Genomic DNA, 24,752 nt, shown 5'->3' with positions numbered 1-24,752 from the left:
GTTGTTGCTCACCTCTCCTTTTCTTATTCTCTCTATTAGATCGTATATTTAATATTTTGTTTTTCTGTATGTCTTTCTACAGCAAGATCCACTAATTTATTGATAAGAGCATCATATTCTAAACCTGTATGTTTCCATAATAATGGGAACATGCTGAATGGTGTAAATCCAGGCATTGTATTCACTTCATTAATGTAAACTTTTCCTTCTTTTGTTAAGAAGAAATCTGCACGGACAAGGCCAGAACAATCAAGTGCTTTAAATGCTTTAATTGCATCTTCTTTAATAGCTGCATACTCCATTTCCGTGATTTCTGCAGGAATAATTAAAGCCGTGTCTCCATCTTCATATTTTGCTTTATAATCATAAAAATCTTTTTTCGGAACAATTTCGCCAGCTACAGAAACTTCAGGATGATCATTTCCTAGCACCCCTACTTCAATTTCTCTTGCTGTTAAGCCTTCTTCCACGATTATTTTGCGGTCAAATTGGAATGCCTCGATAAAAGCCGTCTCTAATTCTTCTCTTGTCGTACATTTACTAATTCCTACACTTGAACCAAGATTAGCCGGCTTAACAAAACAAGGAAAGCCTAATTCTTTTTCTACGCGATCATACGCTGCATCCTTATCACTTTGCCAATCACTGCGGATAAAAGAATTATATTTTACTTGATTTAGTCCAGCTACTTCAAAAATATTCTTCATAATTACTTTATCCATCCCAGCAGAAGATGCTAGAACACCATTCCCCACATAAGGAAGATTTAATAGTTCCAACAATCCTTGTACTGTTCCATCTTCTCCATTTGGTCCGTGAAGCAATGGAAAAATCACGTCTAAGGTAGCCTCATCATTTGCTTGGAAAAGAGTAGTAGAAAGAGCATTTGAACCAATTTGCTCATGTGAATGGAACGCAAGCTCTTTTACATTTTCAACTGGTCCCATTAATTGTGGTCCACGCACCCATTCACCACTCTCAGATATGTAAATCGGGTGAATATCATATTTATCCGTATCTAACGCTTTAATTACAGCCATCGCCGTTTGCATACTAACTTTATGTTCAGCAGATTTTCCGCCATATAATAATCCAAGTTTCTTTTTCATTATGAGTTTACCTCCATTTAATCAATGCACTTGTTTATTCTACCACTAGAATCATACCTTTAAAAATAAAACATGTAAGTCAAATAACAATTTAATCAAAAACACATATTCCTGTAATAGACAGGTGCTAAAGCCAGATAATCCTTTTCCATTTTAACTCTTATTACCATATGAAAAAAGGGCTAAAATGAAGCTTATTCATTTAAATTTTTCTCCTCGCTTGCGCTTTTTTAATTAGAGCGCTGAGTAATAATCACTTCATGAAAATAGGAACCCGCTATTCTCTTTAGTTCTGCTTCTTTTTCATACTCTACAATAAAGCATGTAGCAGGTCCTGCTGATTTTAAGAGATCAAGTGAGCATATCACTTCTTCCTTCTTAAACAGTGTTCCCTTTAACTGACCCAATTCATAAAGAATACCTTTAGAACCTACAGGCTGTATTCGATAATTATAATTCTTCGCCAATTGCATAAATATTGCTAATGGAACTACTCTTTCCCCTTGTAAAATTACTTCTTCTCCGACAAGCGGACTTCCAATAACAGCTATTTTCCCATTGGAAATCGATAGCTCCCTTGAACCTGCTTTCCTTTTTCCAATAATGGTTAAACTTACTGCAGATTGCTGTAATGAAAAGTTACTTTCGGTACTTCCCGTTATTCCAATCTCACTATTTAAATTTAGTTCGTTTATACCTTTATGTATACCAGAAACAAGCTGATGCCAAGCGGGATCTCCACAAAAGTTCTGCAAAACAATAGAAACGGGAACTCCTCCTGCAGCTATGCACTCCATTACAGCTACTCTAAAGGAAAAATAAGAAACAATATCATAGGACGCAAAAACTATATCTCCCTCTTTTTGTCCAATTCCACCACTATTATCTACACTAATAACTAGCTCTTCTTTTTTATTCCAAGGAACAATTTGCACATCTCTCATTGCTTGACCTCACCCCATACTCTTCTGAAACGCTCTAGTCTTGGCATTAACAACTGTGCAATAATCCCATTTAATACTGCACCAATCAATAGTACTGGAACCATTGAAATGTAAAACCCTTTTCCTAGAAGCCATAAAAATGGAAGTGGAAGAATCGCTGCGTTTGCTAACACAAAGAATAAATAAGAGACAATTTTATTTCCCATATGATAGATTTTCGTATACATAACAACAAGAATAAACATTTCAAGCGCAATAAATAAATGAAACATTCCAAGTGGAAGTCCCCCTATAAGGGCTGAAACAAGATGACCAAAAGCCGCTACCATGCCTCCTGCCAATCCACCAAAAAACACTCCTGCAATTAAACTTGGAAAACTATCAAGCGCCACACTTCCAATAAAACTCGGAATTTTTATAAATGCACCAACGACCGATATAGCGATAAAAATGGCTAGGATATTAATCTTCTTTCCCTTCATTTTTCTCTCCCTTTTTACTTGTTCGAAATACTTTTGCACTACGAACATATTCCACATCAGCCACATTACTTCTATAATTAATTACTCTTGCTAACGCAAAAAAGTAATCTGAAAGTCTATTTAAGTATTTTAACGGTAAGTCTGAAATATCCTCCTTTGTCTTCCCTAACGTGACAACTAATCGTTCTGCCCTTCTCGTCACTGTTCGTGCAATATGAACAGTTGCTGCTGCCTCTGTTCCACCAGGAAGAATAAAGCGCTCAAGATCTGGAGTTTCCTCTATAAAAGCATCAATTCTCTCCTCTAAATAGTAAATAGCATCTTCTGTTAATTTAAGCGGTCTTCTTGATGAAACACTCGCTAAATCTCCCCCACAGTCAAATAATTCATGCTGAATTTTTTCCAGGTCTTCTTTTATATCAACGAATTGCTCTCCGTCTAATTGTGCGACTGTTAATCCTACGAAAGAATTTAATTCATCCACCGTTCCATAAGCTTCTACTCGAATATCATCCTTTGCTACTCTTCCTCCTATAATACTTGTTTCCCCTTTATCTCCCGTTTTTGTATAGATACGCATCTGATATCCCACTTTCCGTTTTTATTTTTGTGTAAGGCTAGGTTTATTGGCTTTATGTTAGTTAATGACACTTTTTTGCTTGTTGAGCTGCGGATTTTGGCTTTCAGTTTACTTATGAACACCACTTTTCTCTTTGAGGCTATGCTTTTTGGCTTTCATTCTGCTTATGAACACCGCTTTTCCCTTTGAGGCTATGCTTTTTGGCTTTCATCCTACTTATAATCACTTTTTTCGCTCAAAACTTCTGCAATATCAAACTTTCCTATATCCCCCAAATCAAACCCTATACTGCTATTTCAATCGCTCATTTAATCCATACCATATAACATCCACTCTATCTGCTTTTTTAACGATCTGCTGAAAAATAAGCCCTGTAGCATCACGCCACATCCGATCTTCTTTATCAATAGGAACGATGCCTTTCGTAATGTCACTACCAATTAAAAACACACATCTATTTTTCTCTATCCTTTCCCATTGAAGCAGCTCTTCCACAAAGGTTTTCATATAAACTATCGTTTGTTCCAATGATTCCTCCTGAAGACGATGTTTAATCATCCACTCTAGACCTTCCATAATATAAAAATCAGTAGACTGCTCTTTGTCACTTTCGATATCTATCTTCTTTGCGTCAAATAAACGAATTACCTTTCCATTTACAAAACCTTGTTCCTTTGCAAACGTTAATGCCCAGCTTTTTTTCCCGTGAAGGCTACCTCCTGTAATAAAGTGCATCTTTCCTTCCTCCTAAAGCTTTCTTTTCTCGACCATATTAGCTCTATGCCTTCTCCTGGCTGTATGGTGTAGTCCCAGAAATTCTTTATTTCAGCCCCATATACACTAAGCAAATAACGAATAACGCCGCCATGTGTGACAATCGCTATACGATGATGCTGTTCTGCTCGCTTCATTAGACTCTCCCAGCCCTCTTCCACTCGCTGAGCCATCTCTTTAAAGGATTCGCCATTTGTTGCGGAAACCTTAAATGGAGCATTCAGCCAATTACGGTAATCAGGAAGAGATTTCAATTCTTCATATGTTCGCCCTTCCCAATCTCCAAAATTGATTTCACGAAAACAAGCCTTTCTCCACAACTTTTGATCAGGAAACCAATAAGCTGCTGTCTCCTTTGCTCGTACTAGATCACTGGTACAAATCCATTCATACTCAGGAATCGGTCTCCCTTTTTCTTGAAGCTTGTCTCTTCCATTTTCGCTTAAAGGAGCATCCGTCCATCCCATATACGCTTTCCGTTCATTTTCTGCTGTTAGACCATGACGAAATAATGCAATAACCATAGTGTCGACCATAATACTAACTCCGTCCCTTCTACACTTGCTCCTAATAAATCGCCTGTTAGTCCTCCAAAGGCCCGCTTCATAAATCGACTTAATAAAAAGTAGCAGCCTATGCTTATGAAAAGAAACAAAAAAAATAGTGGTAGCCATTGCGGAAAAAGCAATAAGAAAACTAGCAAAACAAGACCAAAATAACTATTATAAAAAAAGGTCCGCTGTCCTTGCACAGACTTTTTGAAATATGCTCCTAGCCCGTCCTTCTTCGCTTCCTGAACAAACAATAAGATCCAGCCCATTACCGTTTTAGAGAAAAATGGAAGAAGCAGTACAAAAAGATAAGTGAACTCCTGCATATGTGTCACTATTTCATAGATAAAAAGAAATTTTGCACTTAATAAAACAATGACAGATAAGAGCCCAAATGCACCAACATGCGGATCTTTCATAATCGCTAATCTTTTATTGGTATCTTGATAAGAAAAGTAGGCATCGCTTGCATCCATCCAGCCGTCTAAATGAAGCCCCCCTGTTAACAAAATCATACTAAGCCAAACAAAAAAGGCTACTGCAAGAGCTGAAAAGGGGGTATATTCATTTAATAAAAAGAAGATACTCACATAAATAAAACCTTGGAAAAGACCAAGCAGTGGAAATGTTTTTATACTTTTTTGAACATACTCCCTTTCCATTGGAAGTACTACCCTAACTGGTATTGCTGTAAAGAATTGAATATTTAATAGAAATCCAATCATCCATTTTTTCATCCTAATCACCAGCCTGAAGGATATCCATTACTTTTTCCCAATCCAAGTGTTTTTTTATCTCATCTGCAAGCACGTCAAAGCGTTTATCCTTCTGTTCCTGCATAACTAGCGGTTTTCGTTTTGGCAGTCCTTTTTGCAAACGAATTTGATCTAACCATGTATTGCGAAACACATCATTATAGAATAGGTGATGCATATAAGTACCTATCAATCTTCCGTTTTCTCGATAATAGCCTTCTTCTCTGCTATCCAGCCATAGAAACGGACATCTTTCCTTAGAGGTATATTCTGTTTTTCCTAAATGAATCTCATAACCTTCGACCTTTTCACATGCTAACTCCGTATATGGATGATAGGTGCCTTCCACTCGAATCGTTTGTTTTTTCTTTTCAAAGGTCGTTGTCGCCGGGATCAGACCTATGCCTTCTATTTCCTCGTTTATTATTCCTGTATCCGTCCCATGGGGATCCTTCAAGACTGTACAAAGCATTTGATAGCCACCGCATAATCCTATTACTCTGCCGCCTTTGGCATAATAATTTTTAATTTGATCAGCCAATCCACTCCTTTTCATCGCTTCCAAATCAGCAATTGTACTTTTCGTACCTGGAAGAATGACTGCATCTGGATTTCCTAAATCTTCTCCTTTATGGACAAGTCGGACGCTAACATCTTGTTCAAAAAAGAATGGTTCTATATCTGTAAAATTTGATAAATAACGATTGTTGACTACTGCTAAATCTATTATTTCTTCCGTATTGGCCAATCTTTTCTCCCGAATAGACAATGAGTCCTCCCCTTCAATCATATGGTCATGAATAAAAGGAAGGACTCCAAGAACAGGAATGCCTGTCTTTTCTTCCAACCAGCGAACCCCGTCTTCAAAAAGCGATTGATCCCCTCGGAATTTATTAATAATGATGCCTTTTACCCTTCTTCGTTCCTGCTCAGAAAACAAAGCAAGTGTACCGATAATACTGGCAAATACACCACCACGATCAATATCAGCTACAAGAATTACTGGAATATCGGCCAGCTCAGCAACTTTCATATTTACAAGTTCTCTGTCTTTTAAATTAATTTCCACCGGGCTTCCTGCGCCTTCCATAATCACCATCTCATAGTGACTATGCAGATATTCTAGGCTTTTTTGAATAACGCGAATTCCTTTTTGATAAAACTGTTCCCGATAGTCTCTACCAGAAAGAGTAGTAGTTGCTTCTCCAAGGAGGACAACCTCTGATTGCGAATCAGATCTTGGCTTTAGGAGAATTGGATTCATCCAAACTGTTGCTTCCACCTTTGCAGCTTCCGCTTGAATTCCCTGGGCTCGGCCAATTTCTTTTCCATCCATTGTTACATAGGAATTATTAGACATGTTTTGTGATTTAAATGGCGCTACCTTTATTCCCTTGTTTGCCAAGATACGGCATAAAGCAGTAGCAATCAGACTTTTCCCAACATCCGAGGAAGTCCCTTGTATCATCACACCCTTCATCCTGCTTCTCCCTTCTTCCTTTGTACGATTCCACTTTCCACTAAGTAAGCCTCTTTGGCATATTGTACGAGAAAAAGATGAAGTCGATTTAGTATCCGGCAATACTTCTGTACAAACGGATCGCTTAACGGTTCATACGTCACTTCATTACTAACAAGGATAAAATATCGACAAGTCCGGCTTAACTCGACTATTTCTTTTTTCAACTTACCCTCTATTAAATCTTGCGGCTGATCTTTAAAAAAAAGCTCATTATTTACTAATAACGTTAAACAATCAAGTAACACAACGTCCCTTTTTGAAAATATTCCCGTCAATTCGCCGATATCTGCTGACTGTTCCATGCTTTTCCACTTCACCTTGTGCATCTTTCTTATCTGTTGATGCCGTTCTATTCTTTCTTGCATCTCAGCGTCTGTATTAAGAGAAGTAGCTATATAATACAAATCGCCTCTTTCTTTCCTTGCATATTCGATCGCCAAGCTTTCTGCAAAAGAAGATTTTCCACTTCTTACGCCACCAGTTACAAAGATGATGGATGAACTTGTCTCCATTTAGTTAACACTCCTTGCAGTTGCTGATTTTCTTCTTTGCTTTTAACGGCAAATCTTAGCCATTTTCCTTCTAGACTTGGGTAATTATATGTATGTCTTGCAATGATGCCATTATTTAATAAGAAAGTAAGCAGCTCCTTTTGATCAATAAACAGTGGGTCTCTTAATAAATAATAATTAGCTGCTGATTCTGAGTGCATGAATTGCTCTTTTATAAAAAAATTGTATAACTTTTTCTTTTCTATTTGTACAAAGATTTGCGTTTTTTGTTGGAACTCTTCTTGATCGATTAATAATTCGCCAACCTGTAAAGCAATTCCATTAATACTCCATTGAGATTGAAAATGTTGTAACTGCTCGATAACTTGCTTTGATGCGAAAACATATCCAAGACGTATTCCTGGAATACTGTACATTTTAGTCAATGATCGCAAAATAATGAGCTTCGAATATTGTTTTAATAGAGGAACCATATCTTCATAGTCCTGAACAAAATCATAGAAAGCCTCATCAAGAATTAAATAACAATTATTTTGTTCACAAATAACTAACATCTCTTCTATAATCTGTTTTGGATAAAATGTACCTGTGGGGTTATTGGGATTACATAAAAATACCGCATCCATTTTGGAAATCTCCTTCTTCAATACTGAAGGAGATAGCTCCCAATCATTTTCTGCTGCTAAATAATGATGGGAGATTGCACAAGCATTAATACGACATACCTCTTCATATTCAGAGAAAGCAGGTTGCAACAATAATACTTTTTTTCCTGCAAGGATTCTACCCAGTAAGGAAATAATTTCGGCAGCTCCGTTACCAATCAAAAGTTGCTTTGGATGAACTCCATGCAGTTCCGAAATTTTCTCCTTTAAACGACTAGCAAAAGGGTCTGGGTATAGATGGACAGTCTGAAATAGTTCTTCCCACTTGTCTAATAGGATAGGCGGTGGACCTAATGGATTAATATTCGCACTAAAATCAAGCGCATTTTCTGGCATCTCTATACTTGCACGTTCATATAAATACTGTGGGTTAGCTCCATGCATAGGCCAATTCAAATCCTATCCCTCCGATACATAAAAAAAGATAAAACCATATGACTGCTTTCTCCGCGATTTTTGTTGCTGCTATAATATGACTGTTATTAAGGGGCTGTAATGCTTTTCCCATCCTGGCTCTATCCGATTTTTTCCCACGGTAATAATTAATGCCTCCAAGCTGTACCCCAAGAATAATAGCGGTCACAGCTTCTCCCCAGCCGCTGTTTGGGGAAGGATGCTTCTTTGCATCTTGGAATAATAACTTCCAGGCTTCTCGTTTACGATAGAATGGGCAATGACTAAATAAGAGTATAAGCATTGCTGTAATGCGACTAGGGAAATAGTTAACCAAGTCATCGCACTTTGCAGAGAAATAACCAAAATCCCTGTACTTCTCATTCTTATAGCCAACCATACTGTCACATGTATTGATAGCCCTGTATACAAGGCTTAATGGCGCTCCTCCAATAAATGCCCAAAATAGTGGGGCAGTAATTCCATCACTCGTATTCTCTGCAACTGTCTCAACCGTTGCCCGCACTATTTCCGCTTCCCCTAATCGCTCAGTATCTCTCCCTACAATATACGAAAGCTTTAGTCGTGCTAGCGCTAAATTATTTACTTCTAACGGTTCATATACCTCTAGTGCCGCATCCTTAAGACTTTTTTGAGCGATTGTTGTTGCAATAAGCAAAGCCTCTACTATTACCCCGACCCACCAATGGAGCTGGTAGCTAATGTATACAAGAAAAAAGCTAGCCAGAAAGGTAATCAATAGAACCATAACTAACATCCATAATCCCTTCACGCTTCGATTTTTACCATGATTGAATCTCTGATCTAGAAAAGAAATCAACTTCCCCATTCCTTTTACAGGATGTGGCAGGCTAGGCGGATCACCAATTAGCTTATCTAAGATAATGGCAAATGTAATGCTAATTAAATGACCAATCATTCTTGAGATAACCTTCTTTCTCTTTTATCTAGTGCTTCTGTTATGCAGTTATAAACACCTTCCGCCACACATTTTCCGAGTGATGTGATCGTACCGGCAAATTCTAAATAATTCCCCTCTTGTGTAGCGGCCACCAATATACTGTCTGTTGAAGTGCCTGTTGCAATCGTTCCTGTTTCCTGATCTTTTATCTTTCGATCTCGCAAGACAGCTGCCTTTGCTTCCGTTGCAGTAATCACACTTTGCAAGAATGCCTGCTCCGATATTTTTCCATTAACAAAAATCCAAATATTAATTGTTCCTGGATGTAAGAAGGACGAGTGTTCGCTGCTATGTGCTGCATCGACTGCATTCCCAACCCCTGCTGTTACAACAAGCAATACAGAAAATCCCTCTCGCTTAATAAATTGAAATGTGGCATCTTCCGTATAAACAGCAGTCATCATTCCTACTGTTTCTGATGGAATAAAGCCATTTCGAAGTAAATATTCCTCCATATCCTCTCGATAATCTTCACAGCGATATGTCTTATCTACATGTCGATTCACAAAGCCTTTATACCATCCCATTCCTGCCCCGACAACGCCAGAAGAAAGCGTGTAGAGCGGAACCGGAACTCTCACTTCGACTCGTTCGGAAGTAATCGTAATAGCAGAAGGATCCACTTCTCGCTTATGTCTCTCTATCTTTCTAGGTACTAGCGCCATTTGAGGAGCTGGGCGGATCGGATGAAACGTCCTCTTAATATCAGTTTGATAGATTTTCTTCACCCTGTTCTCTTGTAATACAACAGAAGGAGCAGCGTCTACTTCTACTTTTCCATCATGTAATAAAAGCAGTCGGTCACAATATAAGCCTGCCAAGTTTAAATCGTGAAAAATACAAATAATCGTTAAATCCCTTTTCTTACTCCATTCTCTTAAGTTATCCAATAAATCCTTTTGAAAGGATAAATCCAAATGGTTGGTAGGTTCATCTAAAAGTATAATTTCCGGCTCTTGAGCCAAGGCTTGCGCTAAATACACACGCTGTTTCTCACCGCCAGATAATTCATGAATCGATTTATCTTGAAATGTAAGGACACCTGTTTGCTGCATAACCTGATTAACCATTTCCTCATCCCTCGTACTCCTTGATTGAAACAAACCAGACTGATGCGCATATCTTCCTAATGAAACGATTTCCCGAACTGTATAGGAAAAAGACTCATTCACGTGCTGAGACAGGACAGCAACTACCTTCGCTAATTCTTTTGTTTTATAATCATTAATTGGTTTATCTTTTATATGAACCTGTCCCTTTTGTGGTGTTAAAATACCACTGATAACTTTCATTAAGGTTGTTTTCCCACTACCATTTGGACCAAGAATTCCTACCATTTCTCCCTTTTTCACCTTAAAGGAAATATCTTGTAGGATCTTTTTTGTTTCATATTGAAAAAAGAGATTTCTTATATCGAGCATTTTTTTAACCCCTTTTCCGTCTTCTCAGCAATAAACCAGCAAATACTGGAGCACCGACTAATGCCGTTATTACTCCAATTGGAAGTTCAGTTGGAGTAATTATCGTTCTAGCTAGCAAATCAGCCAAAATCATAAATCCACTACCGACAAACAGAGAAACACCCATTAAATGTCTGTGGTCAGGTCCTACGAGTATTCGAACAAAGTGAGGTATCACAAGGCCTACGAAACCAATCGTCCCAGATACTGCGACGGCTGCACCAGTAAGCATAGATCCAGCTAGCAAAATAATCATTTTTCTTCTTTGCACATGAATTCCTAAATGCTGAGCCCTTTCCTCCCCAAATGCTAAAGCATTTAACTCTTTTCCTTGCGAAAGAAGAAGACCTGTTCCAACAAGAAAGAATGGCAGAAAAATTCTGATATATTCCCATCCTCTCATCGATACACTTCCAAGTAACCACCCAATAATTTGCCGAAGTTCGTTTCCTGTTAATGCAATCATTAGAGAAATGAACGCGCTTAAAAAAGAACCAATAATAATTCCAGTTAGTATAATTGTTTCCACTCGCATTGCGGGATCCATTTTCTTAGCAAAAAAGACTACAAATATAATGGTCATAAAAGAAAATAATACACTCATAAATGGCAAAGTAAGACCGCCAAGAATAGGAATACTAAACTGAAAAAACAAAGTAATTACTGCTCCAACAGATGCACCAGAAGAAACGCCCAGCGTATACGGGTCTGCCAATGGATTTCTTAATAATCCTTGGAAGGCAGCTCCAGCGATCGAAAGGCTTGCTCCGACAAGTCCCGCCAATAACACTCTAGGTAGACGAATATTTTGGACGATATTTACATGCATCGGATCGACATTGTTTACTAAGCTATCTGGTCCTAAATAACTTGTTAGTATTTTTATTACAGATAAAATGGGAACAGAGATTGTTCCGATCGATATACCAATCACCATCGTGAAAAGGAGAAAAAAAGCGGCATAAAAATAAGCCGCTTTTCTTTTATTTAAAAACATCTGGGTACACCGCTTCTGCAATTGCTTCTACTCCTTCAACTAAACGAGGACCAGAACGAGTTACCATGTCAGAATCGACATCTACTATTTGCTTTTCTTTAACAGCGGTAATATCTTCCCATCCTTTTCTCGAACTAATTTGATCAATTGGTTCTTCTTTTGCGTAGGCTCCATATGTAGTAATAATGACATCTGGATTAGCCGCAATTACCGCCTCTTGATCCACTTGAATCCAGCCTTCTTCAGAAAAAACATTGCTTGCATTAATAGTATCCAGCATTTCTTGCATAAATGTATTTTTACCAGTCGTAAACAAAGGATCTTCGCTTACTTCTATGTAAACAGATTTTTTGTTACTATCAGAAATGGTAGCTGCTTTTTCCTTGATATCAGCTAATTTCTCCTTCATATCTGCAACAAGTTGTTCTGCTTCCTTTGTCGTTCCCGTAGCTTGTCCAATCATATCAATGCTTCCATAGACGTCTTCGAAATTCGCTGCATCATTTACAACAACTACATCAATACCAGCATCGCGGATTTGCTGCAATCCTTCTGTTGAGTTATGGGCACTAGATGCATGTGCTAATACCACATCTGGATTTAGAGAGATTATTTTCTCTACATTAAATTCCATCCCGCCAACTTTCTCTTTTTCAGCTGCTTCTGCTGGATAGTTATCATAATCACTGACACCTACTAACTCATCCCCTAATCCTAATGCAAATACAATTTCTGTATTACTAGGCATTAAAGAAACTAGTTTTTCTGGCTTTTCATCAATCACTACCTCTTGATCTGAGGCGTCCTTAATGGTTACTGGAAAGCTAGCCTCTTCTGTAGTAGATTGCCCGCTATTTATATTATCTTCTGTCTTCGTTTCTCCACATCCAGCAAGCACACCCAAGACGAGCATCATTGCTAGAAATAAGGAATAAAACTTTTTCATCTCTGTTCACCTTCCTAATTAAAATATGGGAAAAATAAAAAACATCTCTATTATCGACCATAGAGATGTTGGGATGTCTTCAAAATTATTTTCAAAGCGCAGTCCACACCTCCCTATCCTCGTAGGCTTATTAGGTGTATAGAAAATGGCAGGTCTCCTGACTTATGATTTGCGCAACATGGAACCTTCCCATACATTCGTACAGTGGCATTTACCCATGATACAATCACTTACAGTGGCGGGACCGTATTGGATTTTCACCAACTTCCCTTTTAAGAAACTTTTTGAAATCAATCAACCCTTTACAAAAAGTCTCACCATTATCTAACTATTTTCATTTTTCGTCTTTTTGATTATACAATCAAAGTAAGGAGAAATAAATGTTCTTTTATTGAATTTTTAAAAATGGATCAACTGGGATAGCTTTACCCAATTCAATTCCCTGCTCTGTCAAAATACAAGTATAACTTAATAATTGCACCCCTGCGCGTGCAGCTTCTTCTAAGTTTTTGGCAAAGACCGGATCAATTGCTGCTGCTCCTGTCACTATTTCAACATCTTCTCTTTGCACAACAAATAAAATCGCTGTTTTTATAGTGCCTTCCTTCGCAATCGCAGTTAATTCTTGCACATGCTTTGAACCTCTTTTTGTGACTGCATCAGGGAACATCCCAATTCCATCATTTGCTAGAGTGACGCTTTTTACTTCGAGAAGCAATTGATTCCCTTCTTTATCTTCTAATAAAAAATCCCATCTTGAGCTTCCATACGTATATTCTGATTTAATCCAACGATACGGCCAAAGCTCCTCCACCATCGCTTCTTTCAGCATAACTTCTACTAGCTTATTAGGATATGAAGTATTTATTGATACAAGCAGTCCGTTTGACTCGACATATACTGCCGTCCATTTTGTTTTACGATTAGGATTTGTGCTTGGGAGAACATAAATCATAGCCCCCTCAACCAAAAGCTCTATTAGTCGGCCCGGGTCTGCTAAATGTACCTTTTCGATTTGCTCTGTTTCTTCATCATAGCAATGTAAAATAAACCGATTCGGTCTCTCCACAAAAGTCATTTTCTTTAATGCTGCTGGAAAGCCTACAAATACTTTTTTACTCATATCAGTCTCCAATTAAACCGTAGCTAATTGCCACTCTCTTAATTTTTTATCAAAAACAAGCAATGCATCACTTTTTTGCTTACTGTTCTTCTCATATTCTTCGTACATATCATCCATATTATCAAAATCCCCTAAAACCCATATCGGAATCTCCAATTTCAATCGTGTCTGATAGGCTCTTTCAATGGATAAAACTACGCCTTCTCTCATATAACGTTTTAACTCCACAACAATCTCTTGTGGGAGCGGAGGATAAAGTCTCTTCTTCTTCATACCAAGCAGCGCCTTCTCCAATTTAAGGTCTGTCACTTTATGTGCAAGGACTTCTGAAAACAATCGATAAAAAGAATCCATGTTTTTATAATAAATTTTATTAAACCAACCATCATCATGAGCCAAATAAGCATATTGGTTATTCAGTTGCTGAAAAAATGGCTTTCTGAGCGCCTCCAGCTTATGTCCTAAGTAAAGCAGTTCGGCAATTGTCCGGCCCTCTAAAATATCCAATGTCTCTGTCTCATCAAAATCGACCCATACAAAATCTCCGTACCCATAAACATCTTCCCTCGATAAATGGGCTAATTTATTGTTTGGAACATATTCGAACTGTGTATGTATATGAAATTCTCCATCTTCATACTGATGCTTTAACAACAAAATAGAGGAAAGAGTATCTGCCAGTATTCTGTAAAACTCTCTAAACTCTATGCCATAAGAGAGGACAAAGCGTTCTTTCTCATTTAGATGGATATAAACCACATCTCGAATATCATTATTACCTTTTTTCATCAAGTAAACCTCCAAACATTATTAGCTTGTAAACGGAAGAGCTATAGCTTACTTTCTTGTTACTGAAATTGCCTATACTCCATTTTATCTATCTGATTACAAGAAATATTCCCTTGTTCTATGTTATTAGACTTTAAATGAATGCCCATGTATTCATACTTTCCATCATACATCTAGTTTTACATATTGTAACCATTTTAGTTTAACAAATATTAGGCAAAATAGCTTACATAATCTCCAATTTAGAAAAAAAAGGAATTTAAGCACCTTGGATTACGGATTATTTAGGAGTAATCCATGGTGGATATTCGTTAAACTTTCTATTATGGATGTGTCCGAGAACAGATATCATTAAAAAAGTAAATTTTTCAGACAAATTTGTGATATTTCAACCAACGGAGGGGGATATCAGCCAAGTTTTCTTGTTTTTCAGCCAAACTGCTGATATATCAGCCAATTCTGCTTCCTTTTCAGCCAAACTGCTCATATATCAGCCAAACTCGATCCCTTTTCAGCCAAACTTCTCATATATCAGCCAACTTCGATCCCTTTTCAGCCAAACTCGATCCCTTTTCAGCCAAACTGCTCTTATATCAGCCAAACTCGATCCCTTTTCAGCCAAACTGCTCTTATATCAGCCAAACTCGATCCCTTTTCAGCCAAACTACTCTTATATCAGCCAAACTCGATCCTTTTCAGCCAAACTGCTCTTATATCAGCCAATTCCACCATCTAAAACAAAAATACACCGTACTATAGGCAACGGATTAACTCAACTATCCATCTTCCCTAAAATACGGCGTCCATCATTTGTCCAAATTAATTTATTTTCGTTTTACTTAACAGCCTTTTAATACTTTTATCTGCTTCCTTTAGCACGATAGATTTATCCACTGTCTTCATGATTTTATTTTCCATTACTATTTGTCCGTCTACGATAGTTGTTTCTACATCAGCTCGTGTTGCGGAATAGACAATTCTTGAGATTGGGTCCACATCATAAGAAGGGAAGGTATGAAAATTTTGCAGGTTTAAAATTGCTAAATCTGCTCTCTTGCCAATTTCGAGACTGCCAATTTCTTTCTCGAGCCCCACCGCCTTTGCCCCACCAATAGTTGCCATTCGAAAAACGGTTTTTGCATCCATTGCCGTTGGACCATGAATCGGCTTTTGTATAAGTGCGGCCAGCCTCATTTCATTAAACATATCCAAGTTATTATTACACGGAGCACCATCTGCTCCTAAGCTAACAGAAGCATGATGGCAAAGGAGATGGTGCGTATCCGCAATTCCAGATGCCAGCTTTAAGTTAGAGCCAGGGCAATGGCTGACATGAACTCCTTTTTCTCGAATAATCCGCTTTTCTTCTTCATCCAACCAAATGCAATGCGCTAAAATTAAGCGGTCATTTGCTAAGCCAAGGTGATCTAAGTAAACAATATTTCTCATCCCTGTTTCTTCTTGGACGATTTGAATCTCTCCTTTATTTTCTGATGCATGGGTGTGTACTTTTACTCCATATTTATCTGAAAGAATCTTTACCTCTTTCAGCAGCTCCTCTGTACAAGAAACAACAAACCGCGGCGAAAATGCATACCGAATTCTTCCATCATCATAGCCATTCCATTTCTCCAATAAGTCCACACTTCGCTGAATAGAATCCACAGTTTTTTCTTGTAAGGCTAAAGGAACTTCAGTCCCTTTATCCATCATCACTTTTCCAGAAACTGCTCTTATGCCGCTTTCAGCAATCGCTCGAAAAGCATAGTCAGTATGGTGAACTGTTTCCATATCTACAATGGTAGTTGTTCCACTTTCCAGCAGCTCTCCGATTCCAAGCATGGCGGAATAATAAATAGATTCTTCATCATGGGCAGCCTCAAGTGGCCAGATTCTTTGTCTGAGCCAATCCATCAACTCGAGATCATCCCCTTTTCCTCGAAAAAGTGTTTGGCATAAATGAATATGTGTCTGAACAAATCCAGGGATTACCGTTCTATTTGTTGCATTAATTATTTTATCCACCTGTTGTTTATGAATATCCACCCCTATTTCCTTAATAATATTATCCTCCATATAAATATCTCCCATAACAATTTCTTCCGCTTGGTTCATTGTTACTATCTGTGCATTTTTGATTAACAAATTCCCCATTGTTTTTCCCCCTTGCTTGTTTCAATTTCGGAATAAACACAAAAAAACTACGAAAAAATATGCTAGTTAAGCATATTTTTCGTAGCAAGAAATTTACGGTTTCCAGTAGAGACCCTTAACCCAATTATTAAGGATATACGAAAAAATGTCGCAATTGTGGCAGATGCCTGTGACCATTTATTCATGATATATCCTAATTTTAATCCAGAATCTTATCTTTTCAAGTGAGTTGTCAGAATATTTAACACTGTTTTTTCATGTGTGATGAGATATTTTCTCAAAATCTCCTTTTTTACAAAGAATTATCCATTTCATTCTTTCATTTAATTACATATAATAAAACAGGGTATATGTCGAATAATTGCCTAAACCTAGAGAAGGGAGAGTGAGAAGTATGATACACCAAATGACAGAAAATCAAATCACACTTCACATCATTCAGACACTAAAAGACAATAAAAAATCTGAATTTGAATCCATCGTTGATGAGCTACAACCTTATGATATAGCTCAAATTTATGAGGGTCTCCCCGATAAGCATAGGGCACGTTTTTTGCTTTTTCTTAAAGTCGACTTATTAGCCCATCTCTTAGAGGAGTTAGATAAAGAGGAGCAGCTTGAAGTTCTTAATACATTAGGAATGGACAAGACAGGGAAAGTTCTAGACTTAATGGATAACGATGACCTAGCTTCCCTTTTAAATGAACTAGCCCCAGAAAGAATTAAAGAACTCCTTTCTGGTATGAAAAAAGAAGAATCTCTCATTGTACAAAACTTAATGAATTATCCAGATGAAACTGCTGGACGTCTCATGACCAACCGTTTTGTTTGGATTCGTGATTATTACACGACACGTGAAGCCGTGGATAAACTAAAGTCCTTTGCTGATTTTGCGGAAACATTAAGCTATTTATACGTAGTGGATCAAAAAAGAAAGTTAGTCGGTGTTGTTTCCTACCGTGACCTTTTGATTGCTGAACCACAGGATAAGATTCGTGACATTATGTATGAACGAGTTATTAGTGTAACCGTGGATCAGGACCAGGAGGAAGTAGCGCAAACCATACAGAAGTACGATTTCTTAGCTATCCCAGTCGTTAATGAAGAAAACATATTAATGGGGATTGTCACAGTCGATGATATGATTGATGTTGTTTTTCAAGAGGCAAACGAAGATATTGAAAAACTATCTGCTTCAGGTAAATCAATAGATTTTGATACAAAAGCAACTGTTGCAGCCTATCGAAGACTCCCATGGTTAATCTTACTTTTATTTATCGGTGTTGTATCTGGCAGTATTATAAGCAACTATGAAGATGTACTAACAAAAGTTGTAGCTTTATCCTTTTTTATGCCCATGATCTCAGGTATGACTGGTAACACGGGAACTCAATCATTAGCAGTTGTTGTTCGTGGACTTATTTCTAATACAATTAATAAAACCGTTGTAACGAAATTGATATTTAGAGAATTGTTAGTTGGCTTGATTATTGGGATTACATGTGGTGTGATTATTACATTGATTGCCTATGTATGGCAAAGTGATTTAATGCTTGGTCTCGTAGTTGGTCTGTCCTTAATTTGTACACTTATAATCGGAACATTATCGGGTACCATCATTCCCATCATTCTTTATAAATTGAACATTGACCCAGCAGTTGCATCAGGGCCATTAATCACTACACTTAATGATATATTTTCGTTGTTTATTTACTTCGGAATCGCGCAAATTTTCCTTAATCACTTAATGTGAGCAAAGAGGCTGGGACATAAGTATTCCAGCCAAGGATAATTCCGAACAATTATACGAAGATGCTAATGAATGTTCCGTATAATTGTTCGGGCTTTTATTTGTTTTTCAAAGGATGTTTCCATGAAGTTTGGTGCGATTCCCCGCAGCCGGAATACACTTCGCTTTCCATGGGGCTCGCGCTGAGCCGCTTCGGCCTGTGGCCTGCAGGGTCTCAGACTGTCTCGCTAATCCCATAGGAGTCTTCGTGTATTCCGGCTGCTCTGTTTTTCCAACTAATTATATTTCCTCTTGTAAAAAGTATGCGAAAGCAGCCGCTATTTACTAGCTATATTAGAAATTGTTCGTCTTTACAGAGTATCTATTTAGTTATGTCCCTTCCTCTTTGTTTTGTTTTTTAGAGTTTATCTAATTTTCCTCCCTCTATCTAAATCAACAGAGCCATCTTTTTTATAGGATTATGAAAAATAAGGAAACAATTTTGGATTCTATTCCGTCTATATACATGTAAGAAATTTGAACTAGGGGTTTGCCGGAATGAGAACAAAAAAAGGATTTTCTGAAAGATTCGATTGGACATTATGTCTCTTACTTATGTTATTTTGTTTAGTTAGCTGTATTGCTATATACAGTGCACAAGGTCCAAAAGATTCCTACTTACAATCACAAATTATGTGGTATGTTATCGGCTCGATTACGATTGCCATTATTATGTACTTTGATAATGAACAGATTCAACAAATAACTTGGATTTTATACGGGATAGGGGCTATTCTACTGATCGGTCTACTAATTGCTCCAGTAACAGAATTCACACCAAAAAGAGGTGGAGCGCAAAGTTGGTATGTTATTCCTCACCTTGGCAGTATTCAACCATCTGAATATATGAAGGTCTTTTATATTTTAGCGATTGCGAAAGTAATAAATAATCACCATAAGAAAACAATCTATAAGACGCTCTTAACTGATTTCCTATTAATGTGTAAGCTCGGCATTGTAGCTGGAATTCCGATTGGCTTAGTTATTGTCCAGGATTTTGGGACGACACTCGTGTTAATGGCTATCTTAATTGGAATGATGTTAGTATCAGGGATTTCTTGGAAGATACTTATTCCTTTATATGGAGTGGCAGCAGCTTTTGGTTCCCTCGTTTTCTACTTAGCTATTTTCGGAAGAGAATTGTTAGAAAAATATTTGGGAGTCGATCCATATCAATTTGATCGTATTAATTCTTGGCTCGATCCTCATAATGCTGGAGACGCAGGAATGCAGTTAGTTAAATCATTAATGGCAATAGGTTCAGGCCTTATTAGCGGAAAAGGATTAGGAAAAGAAGAAGTTTACATTCCAGAAAGACATACAGATTTTATTTTTACAATTATCGGCGAAGAATATGGTTTTATCGGCGGCAGCATTGTCATTATTCTTTATTTTCTCTTAATATTTCATCTTGTTAGAACCGCTTTACAAACAGCCGATCCATATAGTATTTATATTAGCGTTGGAGTCATTAGCATGATTACCTTTCATGTATTCGAAAATATTGGCATGACAATACAGCTATTACCAATAACAGGAATTCCTCTCCCCTTTATTAGCTATGGCGGCAGCTCCCTAATGACAAATATGATGGCAATGGGACTCATGTTTAGCATTCGATATCACCATAAGTCTTATATGTTTTCTTCCAACTCTCTTTCTTTTTAAGGTTAATTATCATCTAGACTCGGCGCATTGCTGAGTCTTTTTTTCAAATTTGTCTATTTGATGAATTCTTCCTCCTTTAGTTTCCTTTCTTATATAATTAGGGTATATAATTTAATAGGACAACAAAAAATAAAAAGTAAAATCTTAAGTTCAGCCTGTTATAACAACAAGATGACCATTCATTTTATCTAATTATAATAAAAACTAAATTAAAATAATTACAAATAAGTATTGATTTTAATTTAGAATTTGTTATAATTAAAATATAATCAGTTGAAGGGAGTTTGTTAACATGGGATTACAAACAAAAGTTGAATTACAAAAAGAATTAAACGTACAAATCGCTAACTGGAGCGTATTATACACAAAACTTCACCAACATCATTGGTATGTAAAGGGACCTTTTTTCTTCACACTACATGAAAAATTTGAAGAGCTATATGACGAAGCGGCTGAAGCAGTAGATGAAATCGCAGAGCGCTTGCTTGCTATTGGTGGAAAACCGGTTTCTACATTAAAAGAATTTATTGAAACTTCTACACTACAAGAAAGCACAGACAAATTAACTGCAACTGAAATGGTGAAATCTTTAGTGGAAGATTTCAGCCATATCAATACGCAATTAAAAGCATTAGCAGAACATGCTGATGAATTAGAAGATGTGATTACAAATGATTTAGCAGTTGGTTTAATTGGCAAGATTGAGAAACATTTATGGATGCTAACTGCATATCTTTCTGAATAACACTTATTTTTAGAATGGACAAAGCCACTTTTTCTTCTTAATGTTGAAAAAGTGGCTTTTATTTTCCCCCAAAAAACCCCATTATCTACTCATCCCATGAAAAAATTATTTTCATTCTCATCTAGAAAAAAGTATAATAATGGCAAAAGCATGTATTTTTCATCCTTAGGAGGATAACATGAAAAAAAAACAATTTGTTGTAATAGGACTAGGAAGCTTTGGTGGCAGTTTAGTAGAAGAATTCCATACAAAGGGAGCAGAAGTATTAGCCATTGATCAGTCTCTAGAAAAGGTTGAAAAATATCGAGCATATGCTACACTTTGTGTGCAAATGACACATATTACGGAAGCATCGTTAACCCAAATCGGAATTCGAAATTTTGACCATGCTTTTGTATCCTTTGGCGATGATGTAGAATCCAGCACCCTCACTACGATGCTTTTAAAAGAAATGGGTATTAGCCAAGTTTGGGTAAAAGCAGCAGATGTCTATCATAAACGCGTTCTCGAGAAAGTCGGTGCTGATCGAGTGATTCATCCAGAACAAGATATGGCAAAAAGAATTGCACACCATGTCATTTCAGATAGTATGATTGATTATATTCAGCTTTCTAAAGAACATGGGATTGTGGAAATGGTCGCTTCCTCTAAAATACATAACCAATCCATCTTAGACCTAGATGTGCGGGCAAAATACGGCTGTACCATTATCGGAATCCAACGAGCAGGAGAAACAATCGTCTCTCCATCTGCAAATGAAGTAATCCATCAAGGCGATATTCTAATTATGGTAGGCAGTAATGATTGCTTATATAATTTTGAAGAAAAGGCGTTAAGATAACCACACGAAAAATAAATTTAAATATTTATTAAACACCAAAAGAGAAGGCTTTCATTCAAGCATTCTCTTTTTTCATTTACTCTCCTATTTACTAAACTCCATTTTATCCAACGTTTAATCCTTCCATCACTGGGTATTAAGTAGAATACATTATGGCTGATTAAGTTGTTGTTTCTAATGGGAAATAAAGTTAACGCGGATTAGAGAAGGAAATCGACTCTGTAAACAAATTTACTTCCTATGCGGAACAATATTCTTTAAAAAATGCCTAAATCAAATCAAGGAGTGAAGTATATGTACTATAACTGGAATTGGAATTCCTTTTGGGACAAGCTACCTGATTTTATTTTAGCGGTAGTTGTTTTAATTGTAGGGTGGATTATTGCAAAAATCATTGAAAAAGCCCTCTATAAAGGACTGCAAAAAACAAACTTAGATAATAAAATTTTTCCCGAAGGAAAACCTAAAAAATATTCTTCTGAAAAGATAATAAGTAAAATAGTTTATTATTTATTATTAGTTTTTGTCTTTACCCTATTCTTTAATATTTTAAATTTAACGGTGATTACTTCTCCACTAGTGAATATGCTTTCATCTATCCTTGGAGCAATTCCTAATATATTAAAAGCAGCGTTGATTCTATTAATTGCTTGGGTCATTGCTTCCGGATTAAAATACCTTATTAAGAAAACAGGAAGCACCTTAAAGGTTCATGAGAAATTACAGAAGTGGAATCTTGCAGAAAAGAATAGCCCGCAAAATGTAATGGATAAAGTAGCTAATATTGCTTTTTATTTAGTGTTGTTATTATTCTTACCTGCCGTTTTAGGTGCTCTTAATTTATATGGTGTTTCGGAACCATTTGCCAATATGCTTCAAAGCATTCTTGCCTTCTTACCAAAACTTTTAGCTGCAGCACTGATTGTTTTAGTAGGTTGGTTTGTAGCAAAAATTGTGCGTACCATTCTAACCAACTTCCTGCAAGCAATCGGCACAGAGGCTTTAGCTAATCGATTAGGCATTAACAAACTTCTAGATAATGTAAGCTTATCTTCTGTTATCGGAAACATTGTTTTTATTTTCATTCTCATTCCAACTGTTATTTCAGCGCTTGAAAAGTTGGATATCCAAGGAATCTCTCAGCCAGCTATTAATATGTTAAATGATATTCTGACGATGATTCCTAATATCGCTACTGCCATTGTCCTCATCTTAATTGGTATTTGGATAGGAAAATGGGTAAAACAAATGGTCGTTACGTTATTAGTAAAACTTAGTTTAGATACTTACGTACGAAAAATGGGTCTTAACGCCAATACTAGTATTTCTAACATTATTGGTACTATTGTTCAAATTCTGATCGTTTTCTTATTGGCTGTACAAGCCTTAAATATAGTAGGACTAGAATTTTTAGTAACATTATCTACTGCGGTTATTGCTTACCTACCAATGGTTATCGCTGCAATTGTCATTCTTGGCGTTGGCTTATGGTTAGGCTATCTCGTCCAGCAGTTACTAAGCAGCATTTTACAAGGTGCTCACTTCAAAGTATTACCAGTTATCGCAAAATATGCGATTATCACTCTTTCTGTTTTTATGGCTCTTGACCAATTAAGAGTAGCATCTTCTATCGTCAATTCTGCCTTTATTTTAATCCTCGGCGGTCTTGCATTAGCATTTGGTCTTGCGTTTGGTCTTGGCGGCAAGGAATTTGCTAAAAAACGATTAGATAAACTGGATACAAAAATGGAACAAACATCTATCCAAAAACCAAATGATGATAATTCTTTAAACAGCTAATCATCATAAGAGGACAGACGGAAAATATCGTCTGTCCTCTTTTCTTTATGCTGTTTTCGTTAAGTTTATTGCTATTACTCGCAGCTGGAACAGCCTTTCCTTCAAAGTATGAAGCCATTTTGTCAGTATTTTCAAAAACGGCTATTGTTATGAAACCCATTTCATAGTTTAATCTAATAAAGAGAGCATAGACCAGCGTCATATTTCGATTTCGTTATAGCGTGATGGCTTGCTCTTTTTTCTATTTCTTTAAAATTTGGTTATGGCAAATCGGTATCCAGCAGTTCATAACCTTCTACTAGTGTAGAAAGTGGTACAATATCGGCATCTTTTTGATAAACAGGAATATATTCTTTTAAAACACTTACTACTGCTGGTCCGGAAACTCCAACATGCCCAATCGCGATAAACTCCTGCTCTGTATCTAGTTTTTTCGCTAAACGACTAGCTTGCTTCGTAATATATTGACTTGTGTATATATGATCAAAAAAAAGACCATTTTCTAAATAAGGTACATTTAATTCCTCAGCTAAATCCTTTATGACACTTTTGCTCGTTGTTTTACTGTCTAAATAGTAAAGACTGTGGTTACGGCATTCCTCAAGGATAATTCTCATCACTCTTTTATCTTCCGTAGCCTTTGATCCCATATGATGATTCATTCCAACAGCATAAGGGATACTTTCAATCGCATCCTTCACCCGTTTTCTAATTTCCTCATCTGATAAATCCGTTGTAATCGCACCAGGTCCAAGCCAGCTTTTTTTCCCTTTTTTCGGTTCTAATGGCAAATGAACTATAACCTCATGACCTTTTTTATGGGCACGGATAGCATCTTCTTTACTCGTAGATAGGAAAGGCATAATCGCGACCGTGATTGGAACAGGTAAGTTAAGCATCTCTTCTGTTCCTTTCATGTTATTACCGAAATCATCAATAACAATTGCTAACTCTTTTCTCACTTGATTCTTAGATGGATCCGCCTCTTGTGCGGAGATACTTAATGGAAACGAAAGAAAACATAAGAAGAATATTATCTTTTTCATTTTAAAACCTACCTTGTTTTCCGTTAGTATTTTCCATAAAGGCAGGTTGCATACCACGATATATAAGAATCAATGAAGTTCTTATTAATTATAAGGCTGTTTTCGTAAAGTTTGTTGCGATTACC

The 24,752-nt window shown here is 36.9% G+C and carries 23 protein-coding genes and 2 riboswitches; of the genes, 5 read left to right on the top strand and 18 right to left on the bottom strand.

Annotation, left to right across the window (positions count from 1 at the left end; genetic code table 11):
* Positions 1-35: 35 nt before the first annotated feature.
* The 17 genes from HHU08_RS02450 to HHU08_RS02370 all read right to left on the bottom strand — a co-directional run bounded on the left by HHU08_RS02450 (position 36) and on the right by HHU08_RS02370 (position 16,738).
* Positions 36-1,109: a D-alanine--D-alanine ligase gene (locus tag HHU08_RS02450; RefSeq protein WP_016201257.1), complete on the bottom strand. Its 1,074-nt coding sequence runs from the start codon at positions 1,107-1,109 to the stop codon at positions 36-38.
* A gap of 230 nt (positions 1,110-1,339) precedes the next feature.
* Positions 1,340-2,053, bottom strand: coding sequence for a hypothetical protein (locus HHU08_RS02445; protein WP_016201258.1), 714 nt, complete (start codon positions 2,051-2,053; stop codon positions 1,340-1,342).
* On the bottom strand, positions 2,050-2,535 hold the full coding sequence (locus HHU08_RS02440) for an ECF transporter S component (protein WP_016201259.1): 486 nt from the start codon (positions 2,533-2,535) through the stop codon (positions 2,050-2,052). The genes HHU08_RS02445 and HHU08_RS02440 overlap by 4 nt, the downstream gene beginning before the upstream one ends.
* Entirely contained in the window at positions 2,516-3,115 is a 600-nt protein-coding gene (locus HHU08_RS02435) for a cob(I)yrinic acid a,c-diamide adenosyltransferase (protein WP_169187735.1), read from the bottom strand. Before HHU08_RS02435 ends, HHU08_RS02440 begins: the two co-directional genes overlap by 20 nt.
* Positions 3,116-3,406: 291 nt before the next feature.
* Positions 3,407-3,850 carry a bifunctional adenosylcobinamide kinase/adenosylcobinamide-phosphate guanylyltransferase gene (locus HHU08_RS02430; RefSeq protein ID WP_169187734.1) on the bottom strand — a complete coding sequence of 148 codons (444 nt, stop codon included), beginning with the start codon at positions 3,848-3,850 and terminating at the stop codon, positions 3,407-3,409.
* Positions 3,799-4,425, bottom strand: coding sequence for a histidine phosphatase family protein (locus tag HHU08_RS02425; RefSeq protein ID WP_101729032.1), 627 nt, complete (start codon positions 4,423-4,425; stop codon positions 3,799-3,801). Before HHU08_RS02425 ends, HHU08_RS02430 begins: the two co-directional genes overlap by 52 nt.
* Positions 4,383-5,177, bottom strand: a complete 795-nt coding sequence (gene cobS / locus HHU08_RS02420) for an adenosylcobinamide-GDP ribazoletransferase (RefSeq protein ID WP_224427838.1) — start codon at positions 5,175-5,177, stop codon at positions 4,383-4,385. The genes HHU08_RS02425 and cobS overlap by 43 nt, the downstream gene beginning before the upstream one ends.
* Position 5,178: 1 nt before the next feature.
* Positions 5,179-6,675 (bottom strand): cobyric acid synthase, encoded by a 1,497-nt coding sequence (locus HHU08_RS02415; RefSeq protein WP_169187733.1) that lies wholly within the window; start codon positions 6,673-6,675, stop codon positions 5,179-5,181.
* Complete coding sequence (locus HHU08_RS02410; RefSeq protein WP_169187732.1) at positions 6,672-7,229, bottom strand: bifunctional adenosylcobinamide kinase/adenosylcobinamide-phosphate guanylyltransferase; 558 nt, start codon at positions 7,227-7,229, stop codon at positions 6,672-6,674. The genes HHU08_RS02415 and HHU08_RS02410 overlap by 4 nt, the downstream gene beginning before the upstream one ends.
* Entirely contained in the window at positions 7,199-8,290 is a 1,092-nt protein-coding gene (gene cobD, locus HHU08_RS02405) for a threonine-phosphate decarboxylase CobD (RefSeq protein ID WP_169187731.1), read from the bottom strand. The genes HHU08_RS02410 and cobD overlap by 31 nt, the downstream gene beginning before the upstream one ends.
* Positions 8,265-9,227 carry an adenosylcobinamide-phosphate synthase CbiB gene (gene cbiB, locus HHU08_RS02400; RefSeq protein ID WP_169187730.1) on the bottom strand — a complete coding sequence of 321 codons (963 nt, stop codon included), beginning with the start codon at positions 9,225-9,227 and terminating at the stop codon, positions 8,265-8,267. The genes cobD and cbiB overlap by 26 nt, the downstream gene beginning before the upstream one ends.
* Entirely contained in the window at positions 9,224-10,690 is a 1,467-nt protein-coding gene (locus HHU08_RS02395; protein WP_169187729.1) for a heme ABC transporter ATP-binding protein, read from the bottom strand. Before HHU08_RS02395 ends, cbiB begins: the two co-directional genes overlap by 4 nt.
* A 4-nt stretch (positions 10,691-10,694) precedes the next feature.
* Positions 10,695-11,747, bottom strand: coding sequence for a FecCD family ABC transporter permease (locus HHU08_RS02390; RefSeq protein ID WP_169187728.1), 1,053 nt, complete (start codon positions 11,745-11,747; stop codon positions 10,695-10,697).
* Entirely contained in the window at positions 11,713-12,672 is a 960-nt protein-coding gene (locus tag HHU08_RS02385; RefSeq protein WP_169187727.1) for an ABC transporter substrate-binding protein, read from the bottom strand. Before HHU08_RS02385 ends, HHU08_RS02390 begins: the two co-directional genes overlap by 35 nt.
* Positions 12,673-12,802: 130 nt before the next feature.
* Positions 12,803-12,990: riboswitch (cobalamin riboswitch) on the bottom strand.
* Between the two features lie 70 nt (positions 12,991-13,060).
* Positions 13,061-13,795: a DNA/RNA nuclease SfsA gene (sfsA, locus tag HHU08_RS02380; RefSeq protein WP_016201270.1), complete on the bottom strand. Its 735-nt coding sequence runs from the start codon at positions 13,793-13,795 to the stop codon at positions 13,061-13,063.
* Positions 13,796-13,807: 12 nt separating this feature from the next.
* Positions 13,808-14,584: a hypothetical protein gene (locus HHU08_RS02375; RefSeq protein ID WP_169187726.1), complete on the bottom strand. Its 777-nt coding sequence runs from the start codon at positions 14,582-14,584 to the stop codon at positions 13,808-13,810.
* Between the two features lie 819 nt (positions 14,585-15,403).
* The gene (locus tag HHU08_RS02370) at positions 15,404-16,738 is read right to left on the bottom strand and encodes a 5'-deoxyadenosine deaminase (RefSeq protein ID WP_016201272.1); all 1,335 of its coding nucleotides are present in this window, start codon (positions 16,736-16,738) and stop codon (positions 15,404-15,406) included.
* Positions 16,739-16,800: 62 nt separating this feature from the next.
* Positions 16,801-16,899, bottom strand: a riboswitch (purine riboswitch).
* A 233-nt stretch (positions 16,900-17,132) separates the two neighbouring features.
* Here HHU08_RS02370 and mgtE point away from each other — a divergent pair.
* The 5 genes from mgtE (at position 17,133) to HHU08_RS02345 (ending at position 23,581) form a co-directional block, all read left to right on the top strand.
* The gene (gene mgtE / locus HHU08_RS02365; protein WP_016201273.1) at positions 17,133-18,491 is read left to right on the top strand and encodes a magnesium transporter; all 1,359 of its coding nucleotides are present in this window, start codon (positions 17,133-17,135) and stop codon (positions 18,489-18,491) included.
* Positions 18,492-19,025: 534 nt separating this feature from the next.
* Positions 19,026-20,195, top strand: coding sequence for an FtsW/RodA/SpoVE family cell cycle protein (locus tag HHU08_RS02360; RefSeq protein WP_016201274.1), 1,170 nt, complete (start codon positions 19,026-19,028; stop codon positions 20,193-20,195).
* A gap of 292 nt (positions 20,196-20,487) precedes the next feature.
* Entirely contained in the window at positions 20,488-20,940 is a 453-nt protein-coding gene (locus tag HHU08_RS02355) for a Dps family protein (RefSeq protein WP_016201275.1), read from the top strand.
* 178 nt (positions 20,941-21,118) lie between these two features.
* Positions 21,119-21,781 (top strand): potassium channel family protein, encoded by a 663-nt coding sequence (locus HHU08_RS02350; protein ID WP_169187725.1) that lies wholly within the window; start codon positions 21,119-21,121, stop codon positions 21,779-21,781.
* 294 nt (positions 21,782-22,075) lie between these two features.
* On the top strand, positions 22,076-23,581 hold the full coding sequence (locus HHU08_RS02345; protein WP_016201277.1) for a mechanosensitive ion channel: 1,506 nt from the start codon (positions 22,076-22,078) through the stop codon (positions 23,579-23,581).
* A gap of 260 nt (positions 23,582-23,841) precedes the next feature.
* Here HHU08_RS02345 and HHU08_RS02340 read toward each other — a convergent pair whose 3' ends face one another.
* A complete protein-coding gene (locus tag HHU08_RS02340) occupies positions 23,842-24,627 on the bottom strand; it encodes a divergent polysaccharide deacetylase family protein (RefSeq protein WP_016201278.1) in 786 nt (261 codons plus the stop codon).
* Positions 24,628-24,752: the final 125 nt, after the last annotated feature.

The organism is Niallia alba, from assembly GCF_012933555.1.
GTDB lineage: Bacteria > Bacillota > Bacilli > Bacillales > Cytobacillaceae > Niallia > Niallia alba.
Note: the sequence above shows the minus strand (reverse complement) of the source record. Positions and strands in the feature narration are given on the sequence as shown.

What these genes read in the sequence shown, in the direction of transcription:
- sfsA (WP_016201270.1), bottom strand. Translation starts at nt 13,795, where the DNA reads ATGAGTAAAAAAGTATTTGTAGGCTTTCCAGCAGCATTAAAGAAAATG.
- cbiB (WP_169187730.1), bottom strand. Translation starts at nt 9,227, where the DNA reads ATGATTGGTCATTTAATTAGCATTACATTTGCCATTATCTTAGATAAG.
- HHU08_RS02375 (WP_169187726.1), bottom strand. Translation starts at nt 14,584, where the DNA reads ATGAAAAAAGGTAATAATGATATTCGAGATGTGGTTTATATCCATCTA.
- HHU08_RS02445 (WP_016201258.1), bottom strand. Translation starts at nt 2,053, where the DNA reads ATGAGAGATGTGCAAATTGTTCCTTGGAATAAAAAAGAAGAGCTAGTT.
- HHU08_RS02430 (WP_169187734.1), bottom strand. Translation starts at nt 3,850, where the DNA reads ATGCACTTTATTACAGGAGGTAGCCTTCACGGGAAAAAAAGCTGGGCA.
- HHU08_RS02385 (WP_169187727.1), bottom strand. Translation starts at nt 12,672, where the DNA reads ATGAAAAAGTTTTATTCCTTATTTCTAGCAATGATGCTCGTCTTGGGT.
- HHU08_RS02435 (WP_169187735.1), bottom strand. Translation starts at nt 3,115, where the DNA reads ATGCGTATCTATACAAAAACGGGAGATAAAGGGGAAACAAGTATTATA.
- HHU08_RS02395 (WP_169187729.1), bottom strand. Translation starts at nt 10,690, where the DNA reads ATGCTCGATATAAGAAATCTCTTTTTTCAATATGAAACAAAAAAGATC.
- HHU08_RS02355 (WP_016201275.1), top strand. Translation starts at nt 20,488, where the DNA reads ATGGGATTACAAACAAAAGTTGAATTACAAAAAGAATTAAACGTACAA.
- HHU08_RS02415 (WP_169187733.1), bottom strand. Translation starts at nt 6,675, where the DNA reads ATGAAGGGTGTGATGATACAAGGGACTTCCTCGGATGTTGGGAAAAGT.
- HHU08_RS02410 (WP_169187732.1), bottom strand. Translation starts at nt 7,229, where the DNA reads ATGGAGACAAGTTCATCCATCATCTTTGTAACTGGTGGCGTAAGAAGT.
- HHU08_RS02370 (WP_016201272.1), bottom strand. Translation starts at nt 16,738, where the DNA reads ATGGGGAATTTGTTAATCAAAAATGCACAGATAGTAACAATGAACCAA.
- cobS (WP_224427838.1), bottom strand. Translation starts at nt 5,177, where the DNA reads ATGAAAAAATGGATGATTGGATTTCTATTAAATATTCAATTCTTTACA.
- mgtE (WP_016201273.1), top strand. Translation starts at nt 17,133, where the DNA reads ATGATACACCAAATGACAGAAAATCAAATCACACTTCACATCATTCAG.
- HHU08_RS02450 (WP_016201257.1), bottom strand. Translation starts at nt 1,109, where the DNA reads ATGAAAAAGAAACTTGGATTATTATATGGCGGAAAATCTGCTGAACAT.
- HHU08_RS02350 (WP_169187725.1), top strand. Translation starts at nt 21,119, where the DNA reads ATGAAAAAAAAACAATTTGTTGTAATAGGACTAGGAAGCTTTGGTGGC.
- HHU08_RS02340 (WP_016201278.1), bottom strand. Translation starts at nt 24,627, where the DNA reads ATGAAAAAGATAATATTCTTCTTATGTTTTCTTTCGTTTCCATTAAGT.
- HHU08_RS02425 (WP_101729032.1), bottom strand. Translation starts at nt 4,425, where the DNA reads ATGGTCGACACTATGGTTATTGCATTATTTCGTCATGGTCTAACAGCA.
- HHU08_RS02440 (WP_016201259.1), bottom strand. Translation starts at nt 2,535, where the DNA reads ATGAAGGGAAAGAAGATTAATATCCTAGCCATTTTTATCGCTATATCG.
- HHU08_RS02360 (WP_016201274.1), top strand. Translation starts at nt 19,026, where the DNA reads ATGAGAACAAAAAAAGGATTTTCTGAAAGATTCGATTGGACATTATGT.
- HHU08_RS02345 (WP_016201277.1), top strand. Translation starts at nt 22,076, where the DNA reads ATGTACTATAACTGGAATTGGAATTCCTTTTGGGACAAGCTACCTGAT.